General features: G+C 38.8%; 14 protein-coding genes. 6 read left to right on the forward strand and 8 right to left on the reverse strand.

From position 1 onward, the window contains the following. The first annotated feature begins 225 nt into the window (after window positions 1-225). Window positions 226-3,459, forward strand: a complete 3,234-nt coding sequence (locus tag FVA69_RS14975) for a M66 family metalloprotease (protein ID WP_164529062.1) — start codon at window positions 226-228, stop codon at window positions 3,457-3,459. A gap of 69 nt (window positions 3,460-3,528) precedes the next feature. Here the strand turns inward: FVA69_RS14975 and FVA69_RS14980 are convergent, their stop codons facing one another. Beyond that, entirely contained in the window at window positions 3,529-4,725 is a 1,197-nt protein-coding gene (locus tag FVA69_RS14980; RefSeq protein WP_164529063.1) for a multidrug effflux MFS transporter, read from the reverse strand. 136 nt (window positions 4,726-4,861) lie between these two features. Continuing rightward, entirely contained in the window at window positions 4,862-6,268 is a 1,407-nt protein-coding gene (gndA, locus tag FVA69_RS14985; RefSeq protein WP_164529064.1) for an NADP-dependent phosphogluconate dehydrogenase, read from the reverse strand. 242 nt (window positions 6,269-6,510) lie between these two features. On the opposite strand from gndA, the gene FVA69_RS14990 reads away from it, so the two are divergent. Continuing rightward, window positions 6,511-8,094 (forward strand): TerC family protein, encoded by a 1,584-nt coding sequence (locus FVA69_RS14990; protein ID WP_004909274.1) that lies wholly within the window; start codon window positions 6,511-6,513, stop codon window positions 8,092-8,094. Between the two features lie 182 nt (window positions 8,095-8,276). Further along, on the forward strand, window positions 8,277-8,657 hold the full coding sequence (locus FVA69_RS14995; RefSeq protein ID WP_123382133.1) for a hypothetical protein: 381 nt from the start codon (window positions 8,277-8,279) through the stop codon (window positions 8,655-8,657). A 199-nt stretch (window positions 8,658-8,856) separates the two neighbouring features. Here FVA69_RS14995 and asmA read toward each other — a convergent pair whose 3' ends face one another. The 6 genes from asmA to apbC all read right to left on the reverse strand — a co-directional run bounded on the left by asmA (window position 8,857) and on the right by apbC (window position 15,189). Further along, window positions 8,857-10,695, reverse strand: coding sequence for an outer membrane assembly protein AsmA (gene asmA, locus FVA69_RS15000; RefSeq protein WP_123382134.1), 1,839 nt, complete (start codon window positions 10,693-10,695; stop codon window positions 8,857-8,859). 127 nt (window positions 10,696-10,822) lie between these two features. Next, entirely contained in the window at window positions 10,823-11,404 is a 582-nt protein-coding gene (gene dcd, locus FVA69_RS15005; RefSeq protein WP_004909269.1) for a dCTP deaminase, read from the reverse strand. 38 nt (window positions 11,405-11,442) lie between these two features. Then, window positions 11,443-12,087 (reverse strand): uridine kinase, encoded by a 645-nt coding sequence (gene udk / locus FVA69_RS15010; RefSeq protein WP_004256495.1) that lies wholly within the window; start codon window positions 12,085-12,087, stop codon window positions 11,443-11,445. A gap of 178 nt (window positions 12,088-12,265) precedes the next feature. Further along, window positions 12,266-13,222 (reverse strand): zinc metalloprotease HtpX, encoded by a 957-nt coding sequence (gene htpX, locus FVA69_RS15015; protein WP_164529065.1) that lies wholly within the window; start codon window positions 13,220-13,222, stop codon window positions 12,266-12,268. Window positions 13,223-13,308: 86 nt separating this feature from the next. After that, the gene (locus tag FVA69_RS15020) at window positions 13,309-13,869 is read right to left on the reverse strand and encodes a LemA family protein (protein ID WP_004909264.1); all 561 of its coding nucleotides are present in this window, start codon (window positions 13,867-13,869) and stop codon (window positions 13,309-13,311) included. A 207-nt stretch (window positions 13,870-14,076) separates the two neighbouring features. Then, window positions 14,077-15,189: an iron-sulfur cluster carrier protein ApbC gene (gene apbC, locus FVA69_RS15025; protein WP_004256506.1), complete on the reverse strand. Its 1,113-nt coding sequence runs from the start codon at window positions 15,187-15,189 to the stop codon at window positions 14,077-14,079. A gap of 262 nt (window positions 15,190-15,451) precedes the next feature. Between apbC and metG the strand changes: the two genes are divergently transcribed. The 3 genes from metG (at window position 15,452) to FVA69_RS15040 (ending at window position 18,785) form a co-directional block, all read left to right on the forward strand. Continuing rightward, complete coding sequence (gene metG, locus FVA69_RS15030) at window positions 15,452-17,479, forward strand: methionine--tRNA ligase (RefSeq protein WP_164529066.1); 2,028 nt, start codon at window positions 15,452-15,454, stop codon at window positions 17,477-17,479. 143 nt (window positions 17,480-17,622) lie between these two features. Continuing rightward, window positions 17,623-18,090 carry a CidA/LrgA family protein gene (locus tag FVA69_RS15035; protein ID WP_164529067.1) on the forward strand — a complete coding sequence of 156 codons (468 nt, stop codon included), beginning with the start codon at window positions 17,623-17,625 and terminating at the stop codon, window positions 18,088-18,090. Further along, complete coding sequence (locus tag FVA69_RS15040; RefSeq protein ID WP_164529068.1) at window positions 18,090-18,785, forward strand: CidB/LrgB family autolysis modulator; 696 nt, start codon at window positions 18,090-18,092, stop codon at window positions 18,783-18,785. Before FVA69_RS15035 ends, FVA69_RS15040 begins: the two co-directional genes overlap by 1 nt. The last annotated feature ends 169 nt before the right edge of the window (window positions 18,786-18,954 follow it).

The raw sequence follows: 18,954 nt of genomic DNA on the forward strand, positions 1-18,954 counted from the left end.
GGATTCAACATGTTATTCATCCTAACAAACCTGTTATTATTTAAATTACTTGTGCAAATAATATCATAGAAAATAATTTCCATATAATTAATTATCAAATAATAGAAAACAACCGAATAGTATTTAAGACTAACTTTAAAATAAAAAAGCACACAATTAATATATTTTATTATAAATTAAATAAAAATAATTTCAGCATACTGTTAAATAGAAGAAAGATACAAAATGATAGTAAAAAAACCAATAATTCAAAATATTATTAATCAAAACACTTATAATTCATTAACTTCCCATTATTCAACAAACTTAGTCAATAACATTTATGAAATATTTCATATATTAAATAATGAAAATAACGAATCAAACTTGGAAATGATTCTCCATGCAGATAAAACAAGTAATCCACTTATTAACTTAGATAGAAACGACGAAAAAAGCAGTAATGGAATAAAACCGGATAAGGCTATTTACTTTAATAAAAATAAGTTTATTAACCCTTTAACACATAAAGAAATTAGTGACACGAGTGGTGAATTAAAGGGAAGCGTTTATTTCGCTCAAAACTCAATCATTCCTGCTGTGAATCGAATTGAAGGAGATATACAACCTAAATTGGTATCCGGTCGAAAAACTTTAGTCATGTTTAAACCTCAATCATCAATTCAACAAAATGAAAACATTAAATTAAATATTTATGATGAAAATAATAAATTGGTAACTAGTGAAAACCTAAGCCCTCCTACCAAATTACCTAAGATTGTAGACAACAGTACCATAGAGACAAATTTATTGCCTCACCATTTCAAACCACCTAAAAGATTTGATATTTTCATTGAAAATGAAAATCATTTAAATGTTATAGTTTCCAACCAAAAAGCTTTACATTATTTAATTTTAAAAAATAAAATAATACACTTAACATTTAATCATAAATATATGAAGGAAACATTCACACTAAATAATGATATGAGATATAAAGGAAAAACTATAGTTTTAGAAAACATTCATAAAAAAGACATTAATATTAGCTATGGAAATGAAACAGTCACATTACCAAAAGGTCTCACGATTCAATTTATTTGTGACAATAATGGACGTTGGCTCACTGAAGAAAATGTCAATCTAATCGAATACTGGAAATCACCTGATATTTCAGCACGTAATTTGCCTCCATTTTTCGATTCTGAAATTGAAGGTCTGCCAGATATCGATGTTAGCGAAATTGATGCAAACTTTATGAATGATATCTTGAATGAACATTCAACAATAAAAATAACCAAGGTTGATTATGATACGACTAATAGTTTAATGTTAAAAAGTAATATTAATCATGTATATAAACAAATCCTATTTACCTCAACATCCGATGAGACGACTCTTATTCATACTAAATATAAATGTGTTGAATTAAAAAAAGGAGACTTATATTTATTCAAGTGTGATACTAATGGGGATTGGGAAAATATACCTATCACCAGAGAGATCCCACCGCTAGACTATTCACAACCAGAAAACTATGATTTAACTTTAGATAATAACAAGTCGATTAATGAATCATCTGAAAATAAAAAAAACTTATTGGAATTATTAAAAAACAATGAATCAATAAAAATTGCTACAAGTGACGGGAACTGGGCTCGTGACTTTACACTTATGGCAGATAATGACCTTCATAATAAAAAAATCCTTTTCAGCTCTAGTGCCTACTATGATAGCCATATTCATTATGGAAATAAAAGTTTAAAACTAGGAACGGGTGAAAGTGTTCTTTTTATTTATGATTTACATAAAAAATGGTTCCCTATTTATCTTAATAACGAACCTTATATCGCAAAGAATGACGATTCAACGAGTAATTTGGAATACATTGAAAATACATGGTCAACGACAATTTCTGAAGAGTATATTCACCCTGATATAAAGCTAGAGTTTGTTTTGAAAGAGCAAAAAGGAACACTATCAAATATTGATATTGGCGCCCCAAATGAATTACTGGTCAATACATTAGATATTGGCCTACTTACCCCCCCAAGGGATGTACTTCTTTTCCAAGAAAAACCCGAGCTTAATCGGCAATATTACCAAACTATTCCCGTTAAAAATTTTATTGTTTCTCGCTATGAGCCAATTCACCTTACAAAAGTAGTGATGCCTAATGGCCAAGTTTTCACCGATAAAGCAACAGGAAAAGGAGGCGCGTATAGCGGCAATATGAGGGAGTCGATAACCAAACGTTTTTATGCCGATGGCATTAATCTAGCAAATTATGGTGTAAACAGTTCAGCTTCTGATGCTGAGTCATTTAATCCTACGAGCCAAATAACTGCCTATAATTCTGTTGGGGTATATGAGAATGGGAGGGTTATTCATGGCTGGTCAGGCGGCGGTGGAAAAGCAACGTTAAATAGAACCGATAGTAATGAGCTTAGTCATGAATTTGGCCATAACTTTGGCCTAAGTGATTACTATGGGGGCACAGAAGGAGGAACACATGCAACTGCCGATAAAAAGAATTCAACATGGCTATGGGATCCTTATAATAACTATTTTATTCCAAATACCTATCAAGATGGTTCATTAAACCATGACGCAATGAGTGGTGGGGAAGCTTACAATCCCAAATACAATGCCTATACCGCATACACACCAAATTCCCTTGTTGCTATCCAAAAAAAATTAGAAAGCAATTATACTTTTAGCTCAGAATCATCGACGGGATATAAAAAATGGGATCCGAATATAAAAAAATTGGTTGACGCTAAATTAGATCTTTCCAATTTCAATATCATTAATTTTTCCCCAAAAAATGGTTCTGATATTACAACTGATCGCATAAATGAACTGTTAAAAAAAAGTAACTTAGTCTATCTTTGCCAAGGAAATGGCTATTATGCACCGAATATTAGTCTCCCAGCAGCATCCGAGCATAATAAAAATAGCATTATCAAGATAAAGTCATATGCACAATGGAATAGCAAAATACATGTCAATAATAAGGTGGAGACAATCACCAAAAATGATTTATTTTGCTATCGTTCAGATGGGGTCAGTTGGAAACGAATTTCGGAACCAGAATCTGCTATTCATAAAAAAGCCAGAAAACAGGGTGTAGAGGTTGTCACTTTAATGGGCTTCTATGATCCTGAAGGAACCATTGATAGCTATATTTATCCCCCTTCATTTGGTTCTTATGGCATGGTTTATCAAAATGATGCGCGAGTTAATACTGATTCCCCCTACCTAGAGGTGATTTTTAACGACGGGAACAAAAAACAATATCAGCTTAATAACTTCCGTGGCAATAAAGATATGATGAATAAATTCCATATTAATATTGAACACGGTTTAATCCCAATTGAGACTAAGCTGTATATTAATAATAAAATGGTTCATTCAAGACCTATTGAAATTAAAGAGAATCGGTTTCTCACTACGATTAATGGCACTATTGTTGAATAAATAATCCAATCCTGTCACTGGTTATATCCAACAACCAGTGACATCTTGATGTATCAATAAAAATAGTTTTTAACCCGCCTTAGTCAGTGAATGGCTAGCAAATGATAAACTCGTTTTTCTTGCTATTAGCCCAAACAGACAACCGACTAACATCACTATTGCTAAGGATAATTTTGGGACAATGGGCAAACCGATTGCACAAAGCCCAAGAGCTGCCCCTCCGGCCATTTGTACAAAACCAACTAACGCAGAAGCGGTTCCTGCTTCCTGACCAAAAGGTTCTAAAGCATAACTAGTTGCCGTTCCCATCATAAAGGCCAGCCCTGTACAAGCACAGGCGACAGGTAACATATAGACTAACCAATGGCTTTGTATTTCTACCGGCAATACGACAAAACCTAGCAATAATCCTAAGCAACCAAGTGCCATCATTAAACTACCCACTAATAAACAGGTTGGTCGCCCTATTTTATGAATAAAGTAATTAGCGATATAACTGGCAAACATGATCCAAAAACCATTAATACCGAATACAATAGAAAACGCTAGCGGAGATAACTGCGCATCCCCCATCAGTACAGTTGGTGCAAGTGACACATAAGTTAATGCCATACCCATCGTGCCTGCGTTCACTAAGGCAAAAATAATAAATTGATAATTTCCTAAAATTCGCCAATAGGTTTTCAGCGGAATAATCTTTGCTTTAGGTAAATTAGCTGGCCGTGTTTCCGGTAAAAAAGCAACAGTTAGCACTAATATAACCAACGCATACAAAGCAAGAAACCAGAACGGTGCCCGCCAGCCCCATGCCTCTGCCAGCAAACCTCCGAGTAGTGGAGCTAATGCTGGAACAATATTTAATGTCCCATTTAAGAAACCAAAAGCGCGAGCGGCTTCCGTACCATTCATTCGGTCACGTACACAACTAAATGCCACTACCGAAGTACAACAAACCGCAACACCTTGCAATAAACGTGATGCAATAAATACCGTAGGTGCTGTTGCTACAATAGCAACACCTGCACCAATGATGTACAACAGCATACCCGCAATCGCGACAGGTTTTCGCCCATATCTATCGACTAATGGGCCCGAAATCAATTGCCCTAACCCCAGAACAAGAATGAACAATGCTATCGTTGACTGGATCACCGACTCACTGCTACCTAACTCCTTCGCAATATCAGGTATTGTTGGTAAATATAAATCAATCCCTAATGGACCAAGTAAGACTAATAAAAGTAATAAGATAAGAAAATTACGCATAAACCATGCCTAGACTCGATAAAATGTAATTTAGAAAATACTCATAATTATAAATTCAACATTTTACGGTGCTTAAAAGTCAAAAAAGGCGCTAAACTTAGCGCCTTTCATGTCATCAACAATCAATGATGACGGATTATTCCATCCATTCAGTATGGAAAACGCCGTCTTTATCAGTACGCTTATAAGTGTGAGCACCGAAGTAGTCGCGCTGCGCTTGGATTAAGTTTGCAGGCAATACCGCTGAACGGTAGCTATCATAATAAGAAATAGCAGCTGAGAATGTTGGTGTTGGGATACCATTTTGTACACCATAGCACACCACATCACGCAGTGCTTGCTGGTATTCGTCAGCAATTTGTTTAAAGTATGGCGCTAACAACAAGTTGGCAATTTTTGCATCTTGGTTATACGCATCAGTGATTTTTTGTAGGAACTGCGCACGAATGATACAGCCTGCACGGAATATTTTTGCGATTTCACCGTAGTTTAAATCCCAATTATATTCTTCTGATGCCGCTTTCAGCTGTTGGAAGCCTTGTGCATAAGACACAATTTTACCTAAATACAGTGCGCGGCGAACTTTTTCAATAAACTCTTTTTTATCGCCTTCAACCGCTTTCAGTACTGGACCTGTTAATACTTTAGAAGCTGCAACACGCTGATCTTTTAAGAAAGAAATATAACGTGCAAATACAGATTCAGTAATTAACGTCAGAGGGATACCTAAATCCAGCGCACTCTGGCTAGTCCATTTACCGGTACCTTTATTAGCCGCTTCATCAAGAATCACGTCAACCAGATATTTACCATCTTCATCTTTTTTCTTGAAGATATCTGCTGTGATTTCAATTAAATAGCTACTCAGTTCACCTTTGTTCCACTCAGCAAAGATGCCAGCTAATTCTTCGTTGCTCAGGTTCAATGAACCTTTTAATAATGAATAGGCTTCTGCGATTAATTGCATATCACCGTATTCAATACCGTTGTGAACCATTTTAACATAGTGGCCCGCACCATCTGCACCAATATAGGTCACACAAGGTTCACCTTCTGCTTGTGCTGCAATTTCTTTTAAGATTGGTGAAACTAACTCATAAGCTTCTTTCTGACCACCAGGCATAATTGAAGGACCTTTTAATGCGCCTTCTTCACCACCTGAAACACCAGTACCGATGAAATTAAAACCTTGCTCAGATAATTCACGATTACGACGGATAGTGTCAGTAAATAAGGTATTACCACCGTCAATTAAGATATCCCCTTTGTCCAGATGAGGAGTCAGCGAGGCAATTGTTTTGTCCGTTGCTTCACCCGCTTTTACCATCAACAAGATGCGGCGAGGTTTTTCCAGAGAGTCAACAAACTCTTCAATTGTATAGTTGGGAACTAATTTTTTCCCTGGATTTTCGGCAATCACTTCATCTGTTTTATCTTTAGAACGATTAAAGATAGACACTGAGTAACCACGGCTTTCAATGTTGAGCGCAAGGTTACGCCCCATGACTGCCATTCCGACAACACCAATCTGCTGCTTTGACATGAACAACTCCTGTCTGATTAGGACCAAGTCAGCCTCGACCGTGCTGACATTCTGTTAACGGGATCACATATTAACCTAGGATTGTGTTGCATGGTAGTTATTGATGCAATCGATGACGTATACAAGGCCATTTTTGTCAAGAATTGTCCAACTAACGTTATTTTTTATTGATATTTCGTTCAACAAACCGCATTATTCACTCGTCGGTATAAGCCGTCATATCAGAAGGTAAAACAAACTGTATGGAATGGATCGCAGATCCTTCGATTTGGGCGGGCCTCGCTACCCTTATCGTTCTAGAAATCGTTCTTGGTATTGATAACCTCGTCTTCATCGCCATTCTGGCCGATAAGCTCCCGCCAAAGCTGCGTGATAGAGCCCGTGTAACTGGACTTTTATTAGCCCTGATTATGCGTGTTGTGCTTCTATTTAGCCTGTCATGGCTCATTACCCTCACGAAACCGATATTAACTCTCTTTGATCACGCCTTTAGTGCTCGAGACCTAATTATGTTGGTGGGTGGTTTATTCCTCTTGTTTAAAGCCACAATGGAGCTAAACGAGCGGTTGGAGGGGAAAGACGAACACACCAATACCCAAAGAAAGACATCTAATTTCTGGGCTGTTGTTGCACAAATTATTGTTCTTGATGCTGTATTCTCACTAGACTCCGTGATCACCGCTGTCGGTATGGTTGACCATATCGGTGTAATGATTGCAGCTGTGACCATTGCAATGGCATTAATGATTTGGGCAAGTAAACCGTTAACGAGCTTTGTTAACCAGCACCCAACCATTGTCATACTGTGTTTGAGCTTCTTACTGATGATTGGTTTCAGCTTAGTTGCCGAAGGGTTTGGCTATGCCATACCGAAAGGTTACTTATACGCTGCAATTGGCTTCTCTATCATGATTGAAGTCCTAAACCAATTTGCTCAATTTAATCGACGTAAATTCCTTAAAGGCTCACGTCCACTACGTGAACGTACAGCAGAGGCGGTATTACGCATTCTTAGCGGTAATAACGAACGTGGAGAATTAGACCCACATACTTCTGATCTTATCGCTGATAATCAATCCGTTTTTGACCCACAAGAGCGTTTAATGATTGCTCGAGTGCTCGGTATGGCACAACGTAACGTAGAAAGCATTATGACTTCACGCCATGATGTGGATTATCTCGACATTAATAAATCATCTTCAGATTTACTGCAATTAATGGAGAAAAACCCACACTCGCGTTTAGTGGTCATTGATGAAACTATCAGCGATGAACCTGTTGGGGTAGTACATGTAATGGATTTGGTTAAACAGCAATTAAAAGGCCAACCATTAAACTTACGTGCATTGATTACCCAACCATTGATATTCCCAGAAGGGTTGTCTCTGTTAAAAGCGTTAGAGCAGTTTCGTAAGGCGCATACTCACTTTGCCTTTGTTGTGGATGAGTTTGGTTCTATCGAAGGTATCGTGACATTGACTGATGTAATGGAAACGATCGCAGGTAACTTGCCGGTTGGTGATGAAGAAAATGACTCACGCCACGACATTCAAAAACTGGATGATGGTACTTGGATTGCCAACGGCTTTATGCCACTTGAAGACCTGATCATGTTTATCCCTATGGAATTAGACGATAAACGTGAGTATGAAACGATTGCGGGTCTTTTAATGGAACACTTACAACGTGTTCCTGAAGTGGGTGAACAAGTGACAATTAACGGTTGTATATTCCAACCTCTTGAGGTTAACAGCCACCGAGTCAATAAAGTGTTAATCACTCCACCAGCCCCTGAGGGGGATGGCTATGAGTTTGAAGATGACTAATTAGCACGTGCTTTTTGACTAAATACCAGCCTATATGGCTGGTATTTTTTTGCCTAAAACCTATAGATATCAACCTTTAGACGATTAAGCGCAAAATAGTGGCGTTTTTTAAAAGAAAAATACATTCAAAGCTTGAATAATTCAGCGTATTAAATACAACTAATTTAAACGAAGGTCACATTGTGAAAATAAAAACTAGCCAATCAAATAGCAGTACGATCCAAGTGCCTAGTACAAGTACAAAAAAAAAATCAGAAAATATAGCAGTTACAGCAATAAGCATTAATAATAACGTTAAATGTTGCCCTGTACTGATTAAAGAGAACAGTAATAATTTAATCACTAATCAAAGTGATAAATTACAAAAAACACCAGAAAAAACAAATAATTTCAATAAAATAAGTAAATTGAGCACCCAAATCACCAAATTAATTACAACTATACATGATATTAACACTGAGCAATTTAATCCGAATGACTCTTCATTTTTTCAAAATTTATCGGATAAAATGATTCAACTAAATAATGATCTTTCTGATTACAAAAATAAAATAAGTTCATAAAAAGAGAAAACACCCATTTAAGGGCGCTTCAGACTGCTGACAAACCTATTATGTTTGGCAGCAAATCTAATAGATTTTGAAAATAAATTAGGAAAATCAATAAATTGATTTTCGGCTGATAACACAAAGCGGGAAAAACCACGCTTTTATCCCGCTTTGTCAACAACCTCAAACGCCCATTTAAGGGCGTTTTGTTATCTTAAAGGGCATTCAATAAATCATTGAGTCCTTTATTTTCTTCTTTCTTCAAGAAGTTACCAAGCGCTTCTTTAGCTTGTGTACGTAACTCATTACGCAGTAATTTTTCGACATCTAATTGGTATTTCAAATTATGCCAATTACCATAAATTCGCAGTGGAATGGTCATGGCTTGCAATTGTTGAACTAAACGTGAATCCCCACCCCAGCCATTGGCAATATTAACCCCTAAATTGACATCAATGGTTTCATTAGGGATATTCATACGGCCTTGCCCACTGATGTTAACTAAGGATGACATCGCATTCATAGAGGAAATGTTCAACGTACCTTTATTTAATTTACCTGCCACAGTGAAAGAATCAACCTCAGTGACGTTCCCCGTATTCACGGGCGCATTAATTTTACTGGTTACTCTGGAAACCGATTGCTGAATTAATAACGGAATATTCAATCCCTGTAATTTGGCATTTCTTAACTCAAAATTAACAGGCCCTTGCCACTGGTTTTTCACTGCATTGTCATCATAACCCACACCCGATAACGCCGCATTTAACGAAATTATTCCACTTAATTTTTGTGGCATATTGAAGGCTTTTAATAATGGAGTTAAATCGATATTTTTTAAATCTGGTTTTGCTGAAACATAAGCGGGAGTTGAACTGTAATTAAATGTCACCGGTATTGAAAAATCACCACCAAATGCCTTACCTTGTAATTTTGAAACAGTTAAACGAGGTGTTTGGTTTTGTGCCTCAAAAACTACATCACTAACCGTCATTCCACGATAGATTAACTGCTTAATGGCTAAATTGATATCGGCGGAAAATGCCTGCAAGCCTGATAAATCATACTGTTGAGGATTTGCACCAGAAATAACAGGCTTAACACCAACACGGTTATTATTCGTCTCTGATTCTACACTGGTACTGGCAGGCGCTGTTCCTAATAGATTATCTAAATCTAATTTCTCGGCGACTAAATTAACCCTAATTTCTGGGGTATTCGTTAATTGGATACTGCCATTACCTGATAGGCCACTTTCGTTAGCTGTTATTAACAAATTGCTTAAACTCGCACTTTCCACTTTCCCTTTGGTATATAGGAAATCACTTGTTATTTGCCCTTCAATTCCACTTTCAGGTAAATCAACACCACTCAATTTATAGTCAAACTGAGTTAATTTGCCACTAATCCTTTGATTAATATCTGATAAATCGATATCTGCGCGTAGATTAAATACAAACTCTTGTTGGTTTTTATTTAGATTTCCACTGAATTTAACTGCGACCTGTTTTTTATCACTTTTCTTCAGTGATAAATCAATGTTGCGCAGATTAAATTCATCTTTAGCAGTTTGCCAAATAACTAAGCTATTAGAAATATTAATTTTTTCTATATCTAATAACCAGTCACTTTTCTCTTGTGCAGAGGTTGATGTTGGCACACCACCAGGCGCTACAGGGGCGTTACGGTGAGTTTGGATTTCGCTATCGGGTGTCTTGCGGATAACAGCACCATCAATAACAATTTGCTCAACAGAGAGTTTATGGGAAATGAGAGGCCATAATTCAACATCTAAGCGCATATTATCTGCACTTAGTATGGGTTTAGCCGCATTCGGCGCAGTAAGAGAAACAGGCCCAGTAATAATGCTTAAGGTTGGCCACACATGCCAACGCATATCACCGTTGAATTCAAGTTGATAACCACTTTTTTTCTCTACTTGTTCAACAATATAATGACGGAAATCATTCGGGTTCACTAACATTACGAGTGTTGTTAACCCAGCAACAATTACCACAAGTAAAATAATCAGTGTCGTCAAAAAACGTTTCATCCTTCCCTCTCTTAAATTCCGCTTGCGCTCGCCACAAAAATGAACTCACACCTATCCCTGAAAATGGGCGGAAATTACCGGTTTAATCTCCATTAAACACAACAATTTCCGCAAAGTTCACCGGTTATCAGTCTTCACTGATACGGCTACCAACAGCACCTTGTTGGTTTTTATATTTAGCATCTTGTCGGCTATTATAAGGGCGATCGGCACTGCCAGATAACGGCTCAAAGCTTAATGCACCAATCACCATGCCGGGACGCAATGCTAACGGTAATTTACCTGAATTATAAAATTCTAACACGATTTGCCCATGCCAACCGGGATCAATTCGATGTGCGGTTACGTGTACCATCAAACCTAGTCTCGCTAATGAAGAGCGCCCGTCTAACCAACCTACAAGGTTATCAGGGAGCGTAACAGACTCAAGCGTCACTGCAAGTGCTAATTCTCCTGGGTGCAGGAAAAATGGCTCATCCTCATCAAGAACAATTTCATCGCTCATGACGCGATCTAATGCGGCATTAACCTCATCTTTAGGGCCACTAAGGTCAATAAATGCAGCAGTGTGTCCTCGAAAAACGCGGAATTGATTTCCCAAACGAACATCTGCAGTTGCACCATTGATTCGTTCAACTGGTGGGCGTGGGCTAATAACTAATTTACCATCATCCATCCATTGAATAATATCGCGGTCACAAAGACGCATGGTTGTTTCCCCCTTCATTATTTTAATTTCTGCGCGGTTTAATCTTGACAGAATTCGCCAATTTTCGCTTTCAAGATATCAATCGCTACACGGTTTTTCCCACCGCGAGGAACAATGATATCGGCATATTGCTTTGATGGCTCAATAAATTGCAAAAACATTGGGCGAACCGTTTTATTATATTGGTCAATAACGGAATCAAGCGTTCTGCCCCTTTCATTTACATCACGTTTAATACGGCGCATCAAGCAAATATCAAGTGGTGTATCAACAAAAATAGAAAAATCCATTTCACCACGTAAGCGTTTATCTGTTAATAACAAAATACCTTCAATGATAATGACTTTTTTAGGTTTGAACGTGATGGTTTTTTGTTTACGTGTATGAGCGACATAGTCGTATTGCGGAATTTCTACTGCTTGGCCACTTTTCAGTGATTTGAGATGTTCATAAAGCAAGCTGTGGTCCATCGAGTTAGGATGGTCATAATTTACTTTAAGGCGTTCTTCCATTGGGACATCGGCTTGGTCTTTGTAATAACAATCTTCTGGAATAACACCGATATTATGATCACCGACCTGTTCTCTTAACTCACGGTATAACGTGCTTGCAATTAAGCTTTTGCCAGATGCAGAGGCTCCCGATATACCTACAATGGTACAGTGATGCGCTATGTCAGTCATAAAATGATAACCTGGTTAAATATTTAGAAATGAGATACACAACAGAAAAATGTTATGTTGGCGGAATTATAGGGGGTAATGGCGTGTTGTTCCAGCATACCTCAACAAAGTTCGCTAAAAAAACACCCATTAGATAGGAAATGCCGTAAATCGGAGCGTACAAAATGTCATTTATACACTAAAACTGTTTTTTTCCTTCTAATACCGCAATGCGATTTTCAATCGAGGGGTGAGTTGAAAACACAGAATCGCCCTTATTAAAAATATAAGCGGCCTTACGGTAAGCTTGCCCTGTGGTACTGTTATCATATTCATGGGTTTCATGATTACCGGAGATTTTTTTCAACGCACTAATCATGGCTTGGTTATCTGCAGTCAAATCCACTGCCGCGGCGTCAGCCATATATTCACGAGTGCGAGATAAATAAAAATAGAGTATTTGGGTTATCCACGGCAAAACAAAATTTAGAACTAATAGGATCATTTGCGCTTTATTAGCGGCATTATTGCGGCTGCGCCCTGCTGTTCGGATAAAAATCTGACTAAATAAATTCGTTACCGTTAAAATCACGTTTGCCAAAATCCCCACATACAGGGTTAATTTTGAATCACCATGAATAATGTGCCCAACTTCATGAGCGAGAACGGCTTGAACTTCTTGCCGATTAAGCATTTGCAACAAACCTCTGGTTACCCCCACAAGCGCATTACGGTTATTCCACCCTGCCGCAAAAGCATTCGGCTCATCCGTTTCTAAAATATATAAACGGGGAATATAACCTAAACTAGCACTTAAACTTAATTCTTCAATAATATTAAAAAGTTGTTTTTCTTGGGGGCTACTCGCATTTTCTTGGGTTATTTCTCTGGCATTCATCCCAGCTAACATCATTTTATGGCCTCTAAAATGAATATAAATCAACCCAAGAAAGGTTAAGCCTAAAACAATAAAAGTGGCGATAGGTAATTCATGAAGTGTCACAAACATCATCGCATTATCGACTAAGTCCAATTGCTCATTTGGGTGTGTTGCAATATCCGCCAATAAGCCAATAATTAGCATTAAAAAAATATAGCTCATCACCACTAAGCGTGTGCGAATATTATTTTTACGAATGACGTTTCTAAAATCCATAATGTGACCTGTTATCTACCACTCATATAATATCGGAACACCATAAGGCATTCCGATGATTGATAACTTCAAAGGTTAAGCGGTTTTTAATCAAAATTAATACGACGTGATTCCTCAGTCTTGATGGTTTCTTCATCAAGACGCCAATATTCCTTGGAAATTTTTAAGCTAGGAATAATGCCAACAATTAGTGCCGCAGGCATAGACGCAATATACGCATTATAAGTTTCTAATGAGCGGTTATAACCACGTTTAGCAAATGACAATTTATTTTCTGAAGAAACGATTTCTTCTTGTAAATTTGCCATAATTGCATCGGATTTTAGCTCAGGATAAGCTTCAACTGCGACATTAATCGCCCCACTGGTCACCATTTTTGATAATGCATCTTCGGCTTCGCGGGCTTTATCCCCTGTCGCATTTTGTGCTTGTGTCCGTAGTTCAGTAATTTTACTGAACACCTCGGTTTCATGGCTTAAATATTTTTTAACTGTTGCCAATAAGCTATCAAATACTTTTCCACGACGGTCTAATTGAACTGAAATTTCTGTTTCACTCGAAATAACAGCTTCTCGCAACGCAACGATACGGTTATAAAAATAAATAACGATCAGCACCACGACAACAATAAAAATTAAAAATTTCATAGTCACCTTTTCGGATTACCCGTAGAAAGAAAACTGATTAAATAACAGATGCGGCTATTCTACGCGAACATGACTCAATAAAGAAATATTCCGCGAACAATTCAGAAAAATAGAAGGCTAAAACAAATGCGTTTAGTAGAGGAAAGTGTCGACAATAAATAAGGCTATTTAGCCATAAACTAAATAGCCTTTTTGCTCTATAACCGATTAAACTGCACGGAAAGAAATTTCTGTTGGGATCTTATCCCCTTCCCAATACATCAAAGCAGAAATTCCTGAAGCAATTTCGCGGTAGATATCGGCAAATTCGCCTTCTGGATCACGCATAACAGTAGGCTGGCCACGGTCAAGGTCTTCACGTAAAGAAATATGCAGAGGAACCTGTCCCAATAATTTAGTATGGTATTTTTCTGCTAATTTCTCAGCACCACCGGTACCAAAAATCGGCTCTACATGCCCACAATTGCTGCAAATATGTGCGCTCATGTTTTCAACCACACCCAGTACTGGGACATTGACTTTCTTAAACATCACAATACCTTTCATGGCATCAACCAAGGCGATATCTTGTGGTGTTGTCACTACCACTGCCCCAGTGACAGGGATATTTTGAGAAAGTGTTAATTGGATATCTCCCGTTCCCGGTGGCATATCGATAACTAAGTAATCCAAATCCGGCCATAGCGTGTCTTGCAGCATCTGCATTAATGCTTTGCTTGCCATTGGACCACGCCAAACCATGGCGTTGTCATCCGTCACTAAGTAACCGATTGAGTTTGTTGCCAAGCCATACGCCATAATCGGGGCCATATGCTGACCATCTGGAGAGGTTGGGCGCTCTAATGTTGTGCCTAACATATTTGGAATTGATGGGCCGTAAATGTCCGCATCAAGGATCCCCACTTTCGCCCCTTCTTGTGCCAGAGCGAGCGCTAAGTTCACAGAAGTGCTTGATTTACCAACGCCACCTTTACCCGAACTGACGGCTAAGATATTACGAACACCATTAATACCCGGCAAATCATTTGCACGTTTTAATGTCGTGATGTCATGACGCAGTTTCCATTCAACAGCATGAGCGCCTGTTTGTTGCTTCAATTCAGCGGTCTTTTCGCTAATTAAAGTTTGAAACGGCCCTTTCCAAACGAATGGCATAACTAATTCGACATGCAGCACGTTGTCCAACATTGCGCAATGATGTAACGCTTTGATAGAAATCAAATTACGTTGCAGTGTTGGGTGTGTAAATGAAGCCAAAACTTTGGAGACTTGTTCAGTCAGCAGTTCTGGTTTGTTCTGCTCGGGGGATTTATCGTTCATCCCGGCTCCTTTATTTATATTTTTGAACTAGGTACATCCTGAATAATAAGCTACATAAAATTAAACAGATATACTTTGACTGAGATTAATCATAACAGAGAACACAAAAAATAGTGATTACCCCGCATAGTAAAAACCACAAAGAGGTAAAAATTTCTTTTTCGAACAAATTGCCAATTAATATTTTATACCCCTAGCAGCGATGGTTTTGATCGGTTAACATCAAAGACCCTTTTCAAATAATGGAAGTAAGAAAGTTACTATGTCTCAAGTCGCGAATAAATTACTGGTAACCTGTGCGTTACCCTATGCTAACGGTTCAATCCATCTTGGTCATATCCTGGAACATATTCAGGCTGATATTTGGGTCCGTTATCAGCGAATGCGCGGCAAAGAGGTTCACTTTATCTGTGCCGATGACGCGCACGGAACTCCAATCATGCTTAAAGCTCAACAACTTGGCGTAACGCCAGAAGAGATGATTGCGGCAGTGAACCAAGAGCATCAGAACGATTTTGCTGGTTTCGCCATTAGTTATGACAACTATCACTCCACACACAGTGAAGAAAACAAAGTCTTATCAGAGCTAATTTACGGGAAACTGAAAAATAACGGTTTTATTAAAAACCGCACTATCTCACAGCTTTTCGACCCAGAAAAAGGCATGTTCTTACCAGATCGCTTCGTTAAAGGCACTTGTCCAAAATGTAAAGCCGAAGACCAATATGGTGATAACTGTGAAGTCTGTAGCGCAACCTATAGCCCAACAGAGCTGATTAACCCACGTTCAGTGATTTCTGGCGCTACACCTGTCATGCGTGATTCAGAACACTTTTTCTTTGATCTTCCTGCATTTAGCGACATGCTTCAAGCGTGGACTCGCTCTGGCGCATTACAAGAACAAGTCGCCAACAAAATGCAAGAATGGTTCGAATCCGGCCTACAACAATGGGATATTACCCGTGATGCGCCTTATTTCGGTTTTGAAATTCCAGATGCACCGGGTAAATATTTCTATGTCTGGTTAGATGCCCCTATCGGTTACATGGGCTCCTTTAAAAACCTGTGTAATAAACGCGGTGACCTCGACTTTGACGAGTTTTGGAATAAAGATTCAAAAACCGATCTTTACCATTTCATTGGTAAAGATATCGTCTATTTCCACAGCCTGTTCTGGCCTGCCATGTTAGAAGGTAGCCAGTATCGTAAACCAACAAACCTGTTTGTTCATGGTTATGTCACGGTTAATGGGGCAAAAATGTCGAAGTCGCGCGGTACATTTATTACTGCCCGCTCTTACTTAGATCACCTAGATGCCGACTGCTTGCGCTATTACTATGCAGCAAAACTGTCTTCGCGTATTGATGACATCGATTTTAATTTGGAAGATTTCGTCCAGCGCGTCAACAGCGACATCGTCAATAAAGTGGTTAACTTGGCATCACGTAATGCGGGCTTTATTGCTAAACGCTTTGGCGGTCAATTATCAGCAAACCTTGCTGAGCCAGAGTTATACCAACAATTTGTTGATGCCGCTAAAGTTATCGGTGAGGATTATAACAACCGTGAATATAACAAAGCGATCCGTGAAATCATGGCATTAGCCGATATCGCAAACCGCTATGTTGATGAAAAAGCCCCTTGGGTTGTGGCAAAACAAGAAGGTAAAGATCAAGAGCTGCAAGATATTTGCTCGATGGGCATCAATTTGTTCCGCGTTCTGATGACTTACCTGAAACCTGTTTTACCAGGGCTCACTAAGCGTGCTGAAGCTTTCTTAAATAGTGAATTATCATGGGATGCGATTAACACCCCATTATTGAACCACAGCGTCGCACCATTTAAGGCATTGTTTAACCGCATTGAAATGGCAAAAGTGGATGCAATGGTCGAAGCCTCAAAAGAGAGTATCAAACCCGTTCAGCAACTTACGGGGCCGCTAGCCGATGACCCAATTCAAGATACCATCACCTTTGATGACTTTGCGAAAATTGACCTGCGAATTGCATTAATCAAGCAAGCTGATTTTGTTGAAGGCTCAGACAAGCTACTGAAATTACAATTAGATATTGGCGGTGAAACTCGCCAAGTATTTTCTGGTATTCGCTCCGCTTACCCAGACCCTAAAGCTTTAGAAGGCCGTTTAACCGTGATGGTTGCCAACCTCGCACCCCGTAAAATGCGTTTTGGTATTTCTGAAGGTATGGTAATGGCTGCTGGCCCTAGCGGTAAAGATATCTTCTTACTCAGCCCAGACAGTGGTGCACAACCCGGTATGCAAGTTAAATAACCCATACTTGCTCTAGTCTGTTATTCATTAAAAGTGGGAAGCTAAATACTTCCCACTTTTTTATTGGCTTTTTATTGTGATCGGTAGCACAATAATAAAGTTAATTGTATGATGAATAGATATTACATTACAGGACCAGCCTCATGTCATTTAAACAGGTACTGATAACGGGATGGCAATATTTGCGAGCTTTCGCAATACTCTACCTTTGCCTGATTATTGGAAACCTTATCTCAACACGACTTCCATTCTCCATCCCTGGCAGCATTGTCGGCATGTTAATTTTATTCATACTGCTTGCGTTACAAATTATTCCCGCGAAGTGGGCACAACCCGGTTGCAGCATTTTGTTGAAAAATATGACCATCCTGTTTGTTCCTATTGGTGTTGGCATAATGAATTACTATGAATTACTCAGCCAACAAATGGTTCCTATCATCGTTTCCTGTGTGGTTAGTACCTTAATCGTTATGGTCGTTGTCGCCATCAGTTCCAACTATATTCATAAGGAACGCCCTGTCGTTGGGGCTCAACCTGATGACGTTCCTTTACCCCCCGAAGACCCAATTTCTTCGGTCATTAATAATGATAAAACTAAGGGGAATGAATAATGTTAGAACATATTTGGTGGTCATTGCCGCTGACCATTGTGGTGTTTTATTTGGCTCGTAAGCTGTCGACCACATTTAAGTTACCGATTTTAAACCCACTATTAATTACTATTGCGGTATTGATTGCACTACTAGTGATCACGAATACCTCTTATGAGCACTATTTTGCAGGTAGCAAAATACTCAATGATTTACTACAGCCTGCAGTCGTCGCGCTCGCTTTTCCACTTTACGAACAAATGCACCAAATTCGAGCCCAGTGGAAATCTTTATTAAGCATTTGTTTTGCAGGTAGTTTAGTGGCCATGTTTAGCGGTGCCGCCATCGCGTTATGGTTGGGGGCAACCCCTGATATCGCGGGTTCTATTTTGCCTAAATCGGTTACTACCCCTATCGCGATGGCTGTTGCTAATTCGGTTGGTGGGATCCCTGCGATTAGTGCCGCCTGCGTGTTATTTGTTGGGATCTTAGGCGCCATGTTTGGCCATAGCTTATTTGATGTGCTGCGTGTACGAACCCACGCATCAAGGGGACTCGCGATGGGAACCGCTTCCCACGCCCTAGGCACTGCCCGCTGTGCCGAAGTGAATTACATTGAAGGTGCTTACAGTTCCCTTGCATTGATGACCTGTGGGGTTATCACCTCACTTATAGCCCCGTTTATCTTTCCTGTTATTTTACATCTTTTTAGCTAAGCTTAATTCACTAAGCCAATATCCAAGCAAATGAGTAAGAGGAATTTATTAGCCTCTTACTCACTAACACACGGAGAAAACATGAGATATATCTCTCAATTAAAGAATTTGTTTCATATGTTTCATTTAAAATGGTGACTTAAGTCACATATTGTTGAGCGCATTATTG

Source organism: Providencia sp. PROV004 (assembly GCF_011045615.1).
Lineage (GTDB): Bacteria > Pseudomonadota > Gammaproteobacteria > Enterobacterales > Enterobacteriaceae > Providencia > Providencia rettgeri.

Excerpts from the sequence above, each read along its gene's own strand:
- FVA69_RS14975 (WP_164529062.1), top strand. The coding sequence starts at position 226 with ATGATAGTAAAAAAACCAATAATTCAAAATATTATTAATCAAAACACT.
- FVA69_RS14980 (WP_164529063.1), bottom strand. The coding sequence starts at position 4,725 with ATGCGTAATTTTCTTATCTTATTACTTTTATTAGTCTTACTTGGTCCA.
- gndA (WP_164529064.1), bottom strand. The coding sequence starts at position 6,268 with ATGTCAAAGCAGCAGATTGGTGTTGTCGGAATGGCAGTCATGGGGCGT.
- FVA69_RS14990 (WP_004909274.1), top strand. The coding sequence starts at position 6,511 with ATGGAATGGATCGCAGATCCTTCGATTTGGGCGGGCCTCGCTACCCTT.
- asmA (WP_123382134.1), bottom strand. The coding sequence starts at position 10,695 with ATGAAACGTTTTTTGACGACACTGATTATTTTACTTGTGGTAATTGTT.
- dcd (WP_004909269.1), bottom strand. The coding sequence starts at position 11,404 with ATGCGTCTTTGTGACCGCGATATTATTCAATGGATGGATGATGGTAAA.
- udk (WP_004256495.1), bottom strand. The coding sequence starts at position 12,087 with ATGACTGACATAGCGCATCACTGTACCATTGTAGGTATATCGGGAGCC.
- htpX (WP_164529065.1), bottom strand. The coding sequence starts at position 13,222 with ATGGATTTTAGAAACGTCATTCGTAAAAATAATATTCGCACACGCTTA.
- FVA69_RS15020 (WP_004909264.1), bottom strand. The coding sequence starts at position 13,869 with ATGAAATTTTTAATTTTTATTGTTGTCGTGGTGCTGATCGTTATTTAT.
- apbC (WP_004256506.1), bottom strand. The coding sequence starts at position 15,189 with ATGAACGATAAATCCCCCGAGCAGAACAAACCAGAACTGCTGACTGAA.
- metG (WP_164529066.1), top strand. The coding sequence starts at position 15,452 with ATGTCTCAAGTCGCGAATAAATTACTGGTAACCTGTGCGTTACCCTAT.
- FVA69_RS15035 (WP_164529067.1), top strand. The coding sequence starts at position 17,623 with ATGTCATTTAAACAGGTACTGATAACGGGATGGCAATATTTGCGAGCT.
- FVA69_RS15040 (WP_164529068.1), top strand. The coding sequence starts at position 18,090 with ATGTTAGAACATATTTGGTGGTCATTGCCGCTGACCATTGTGGTGTTT.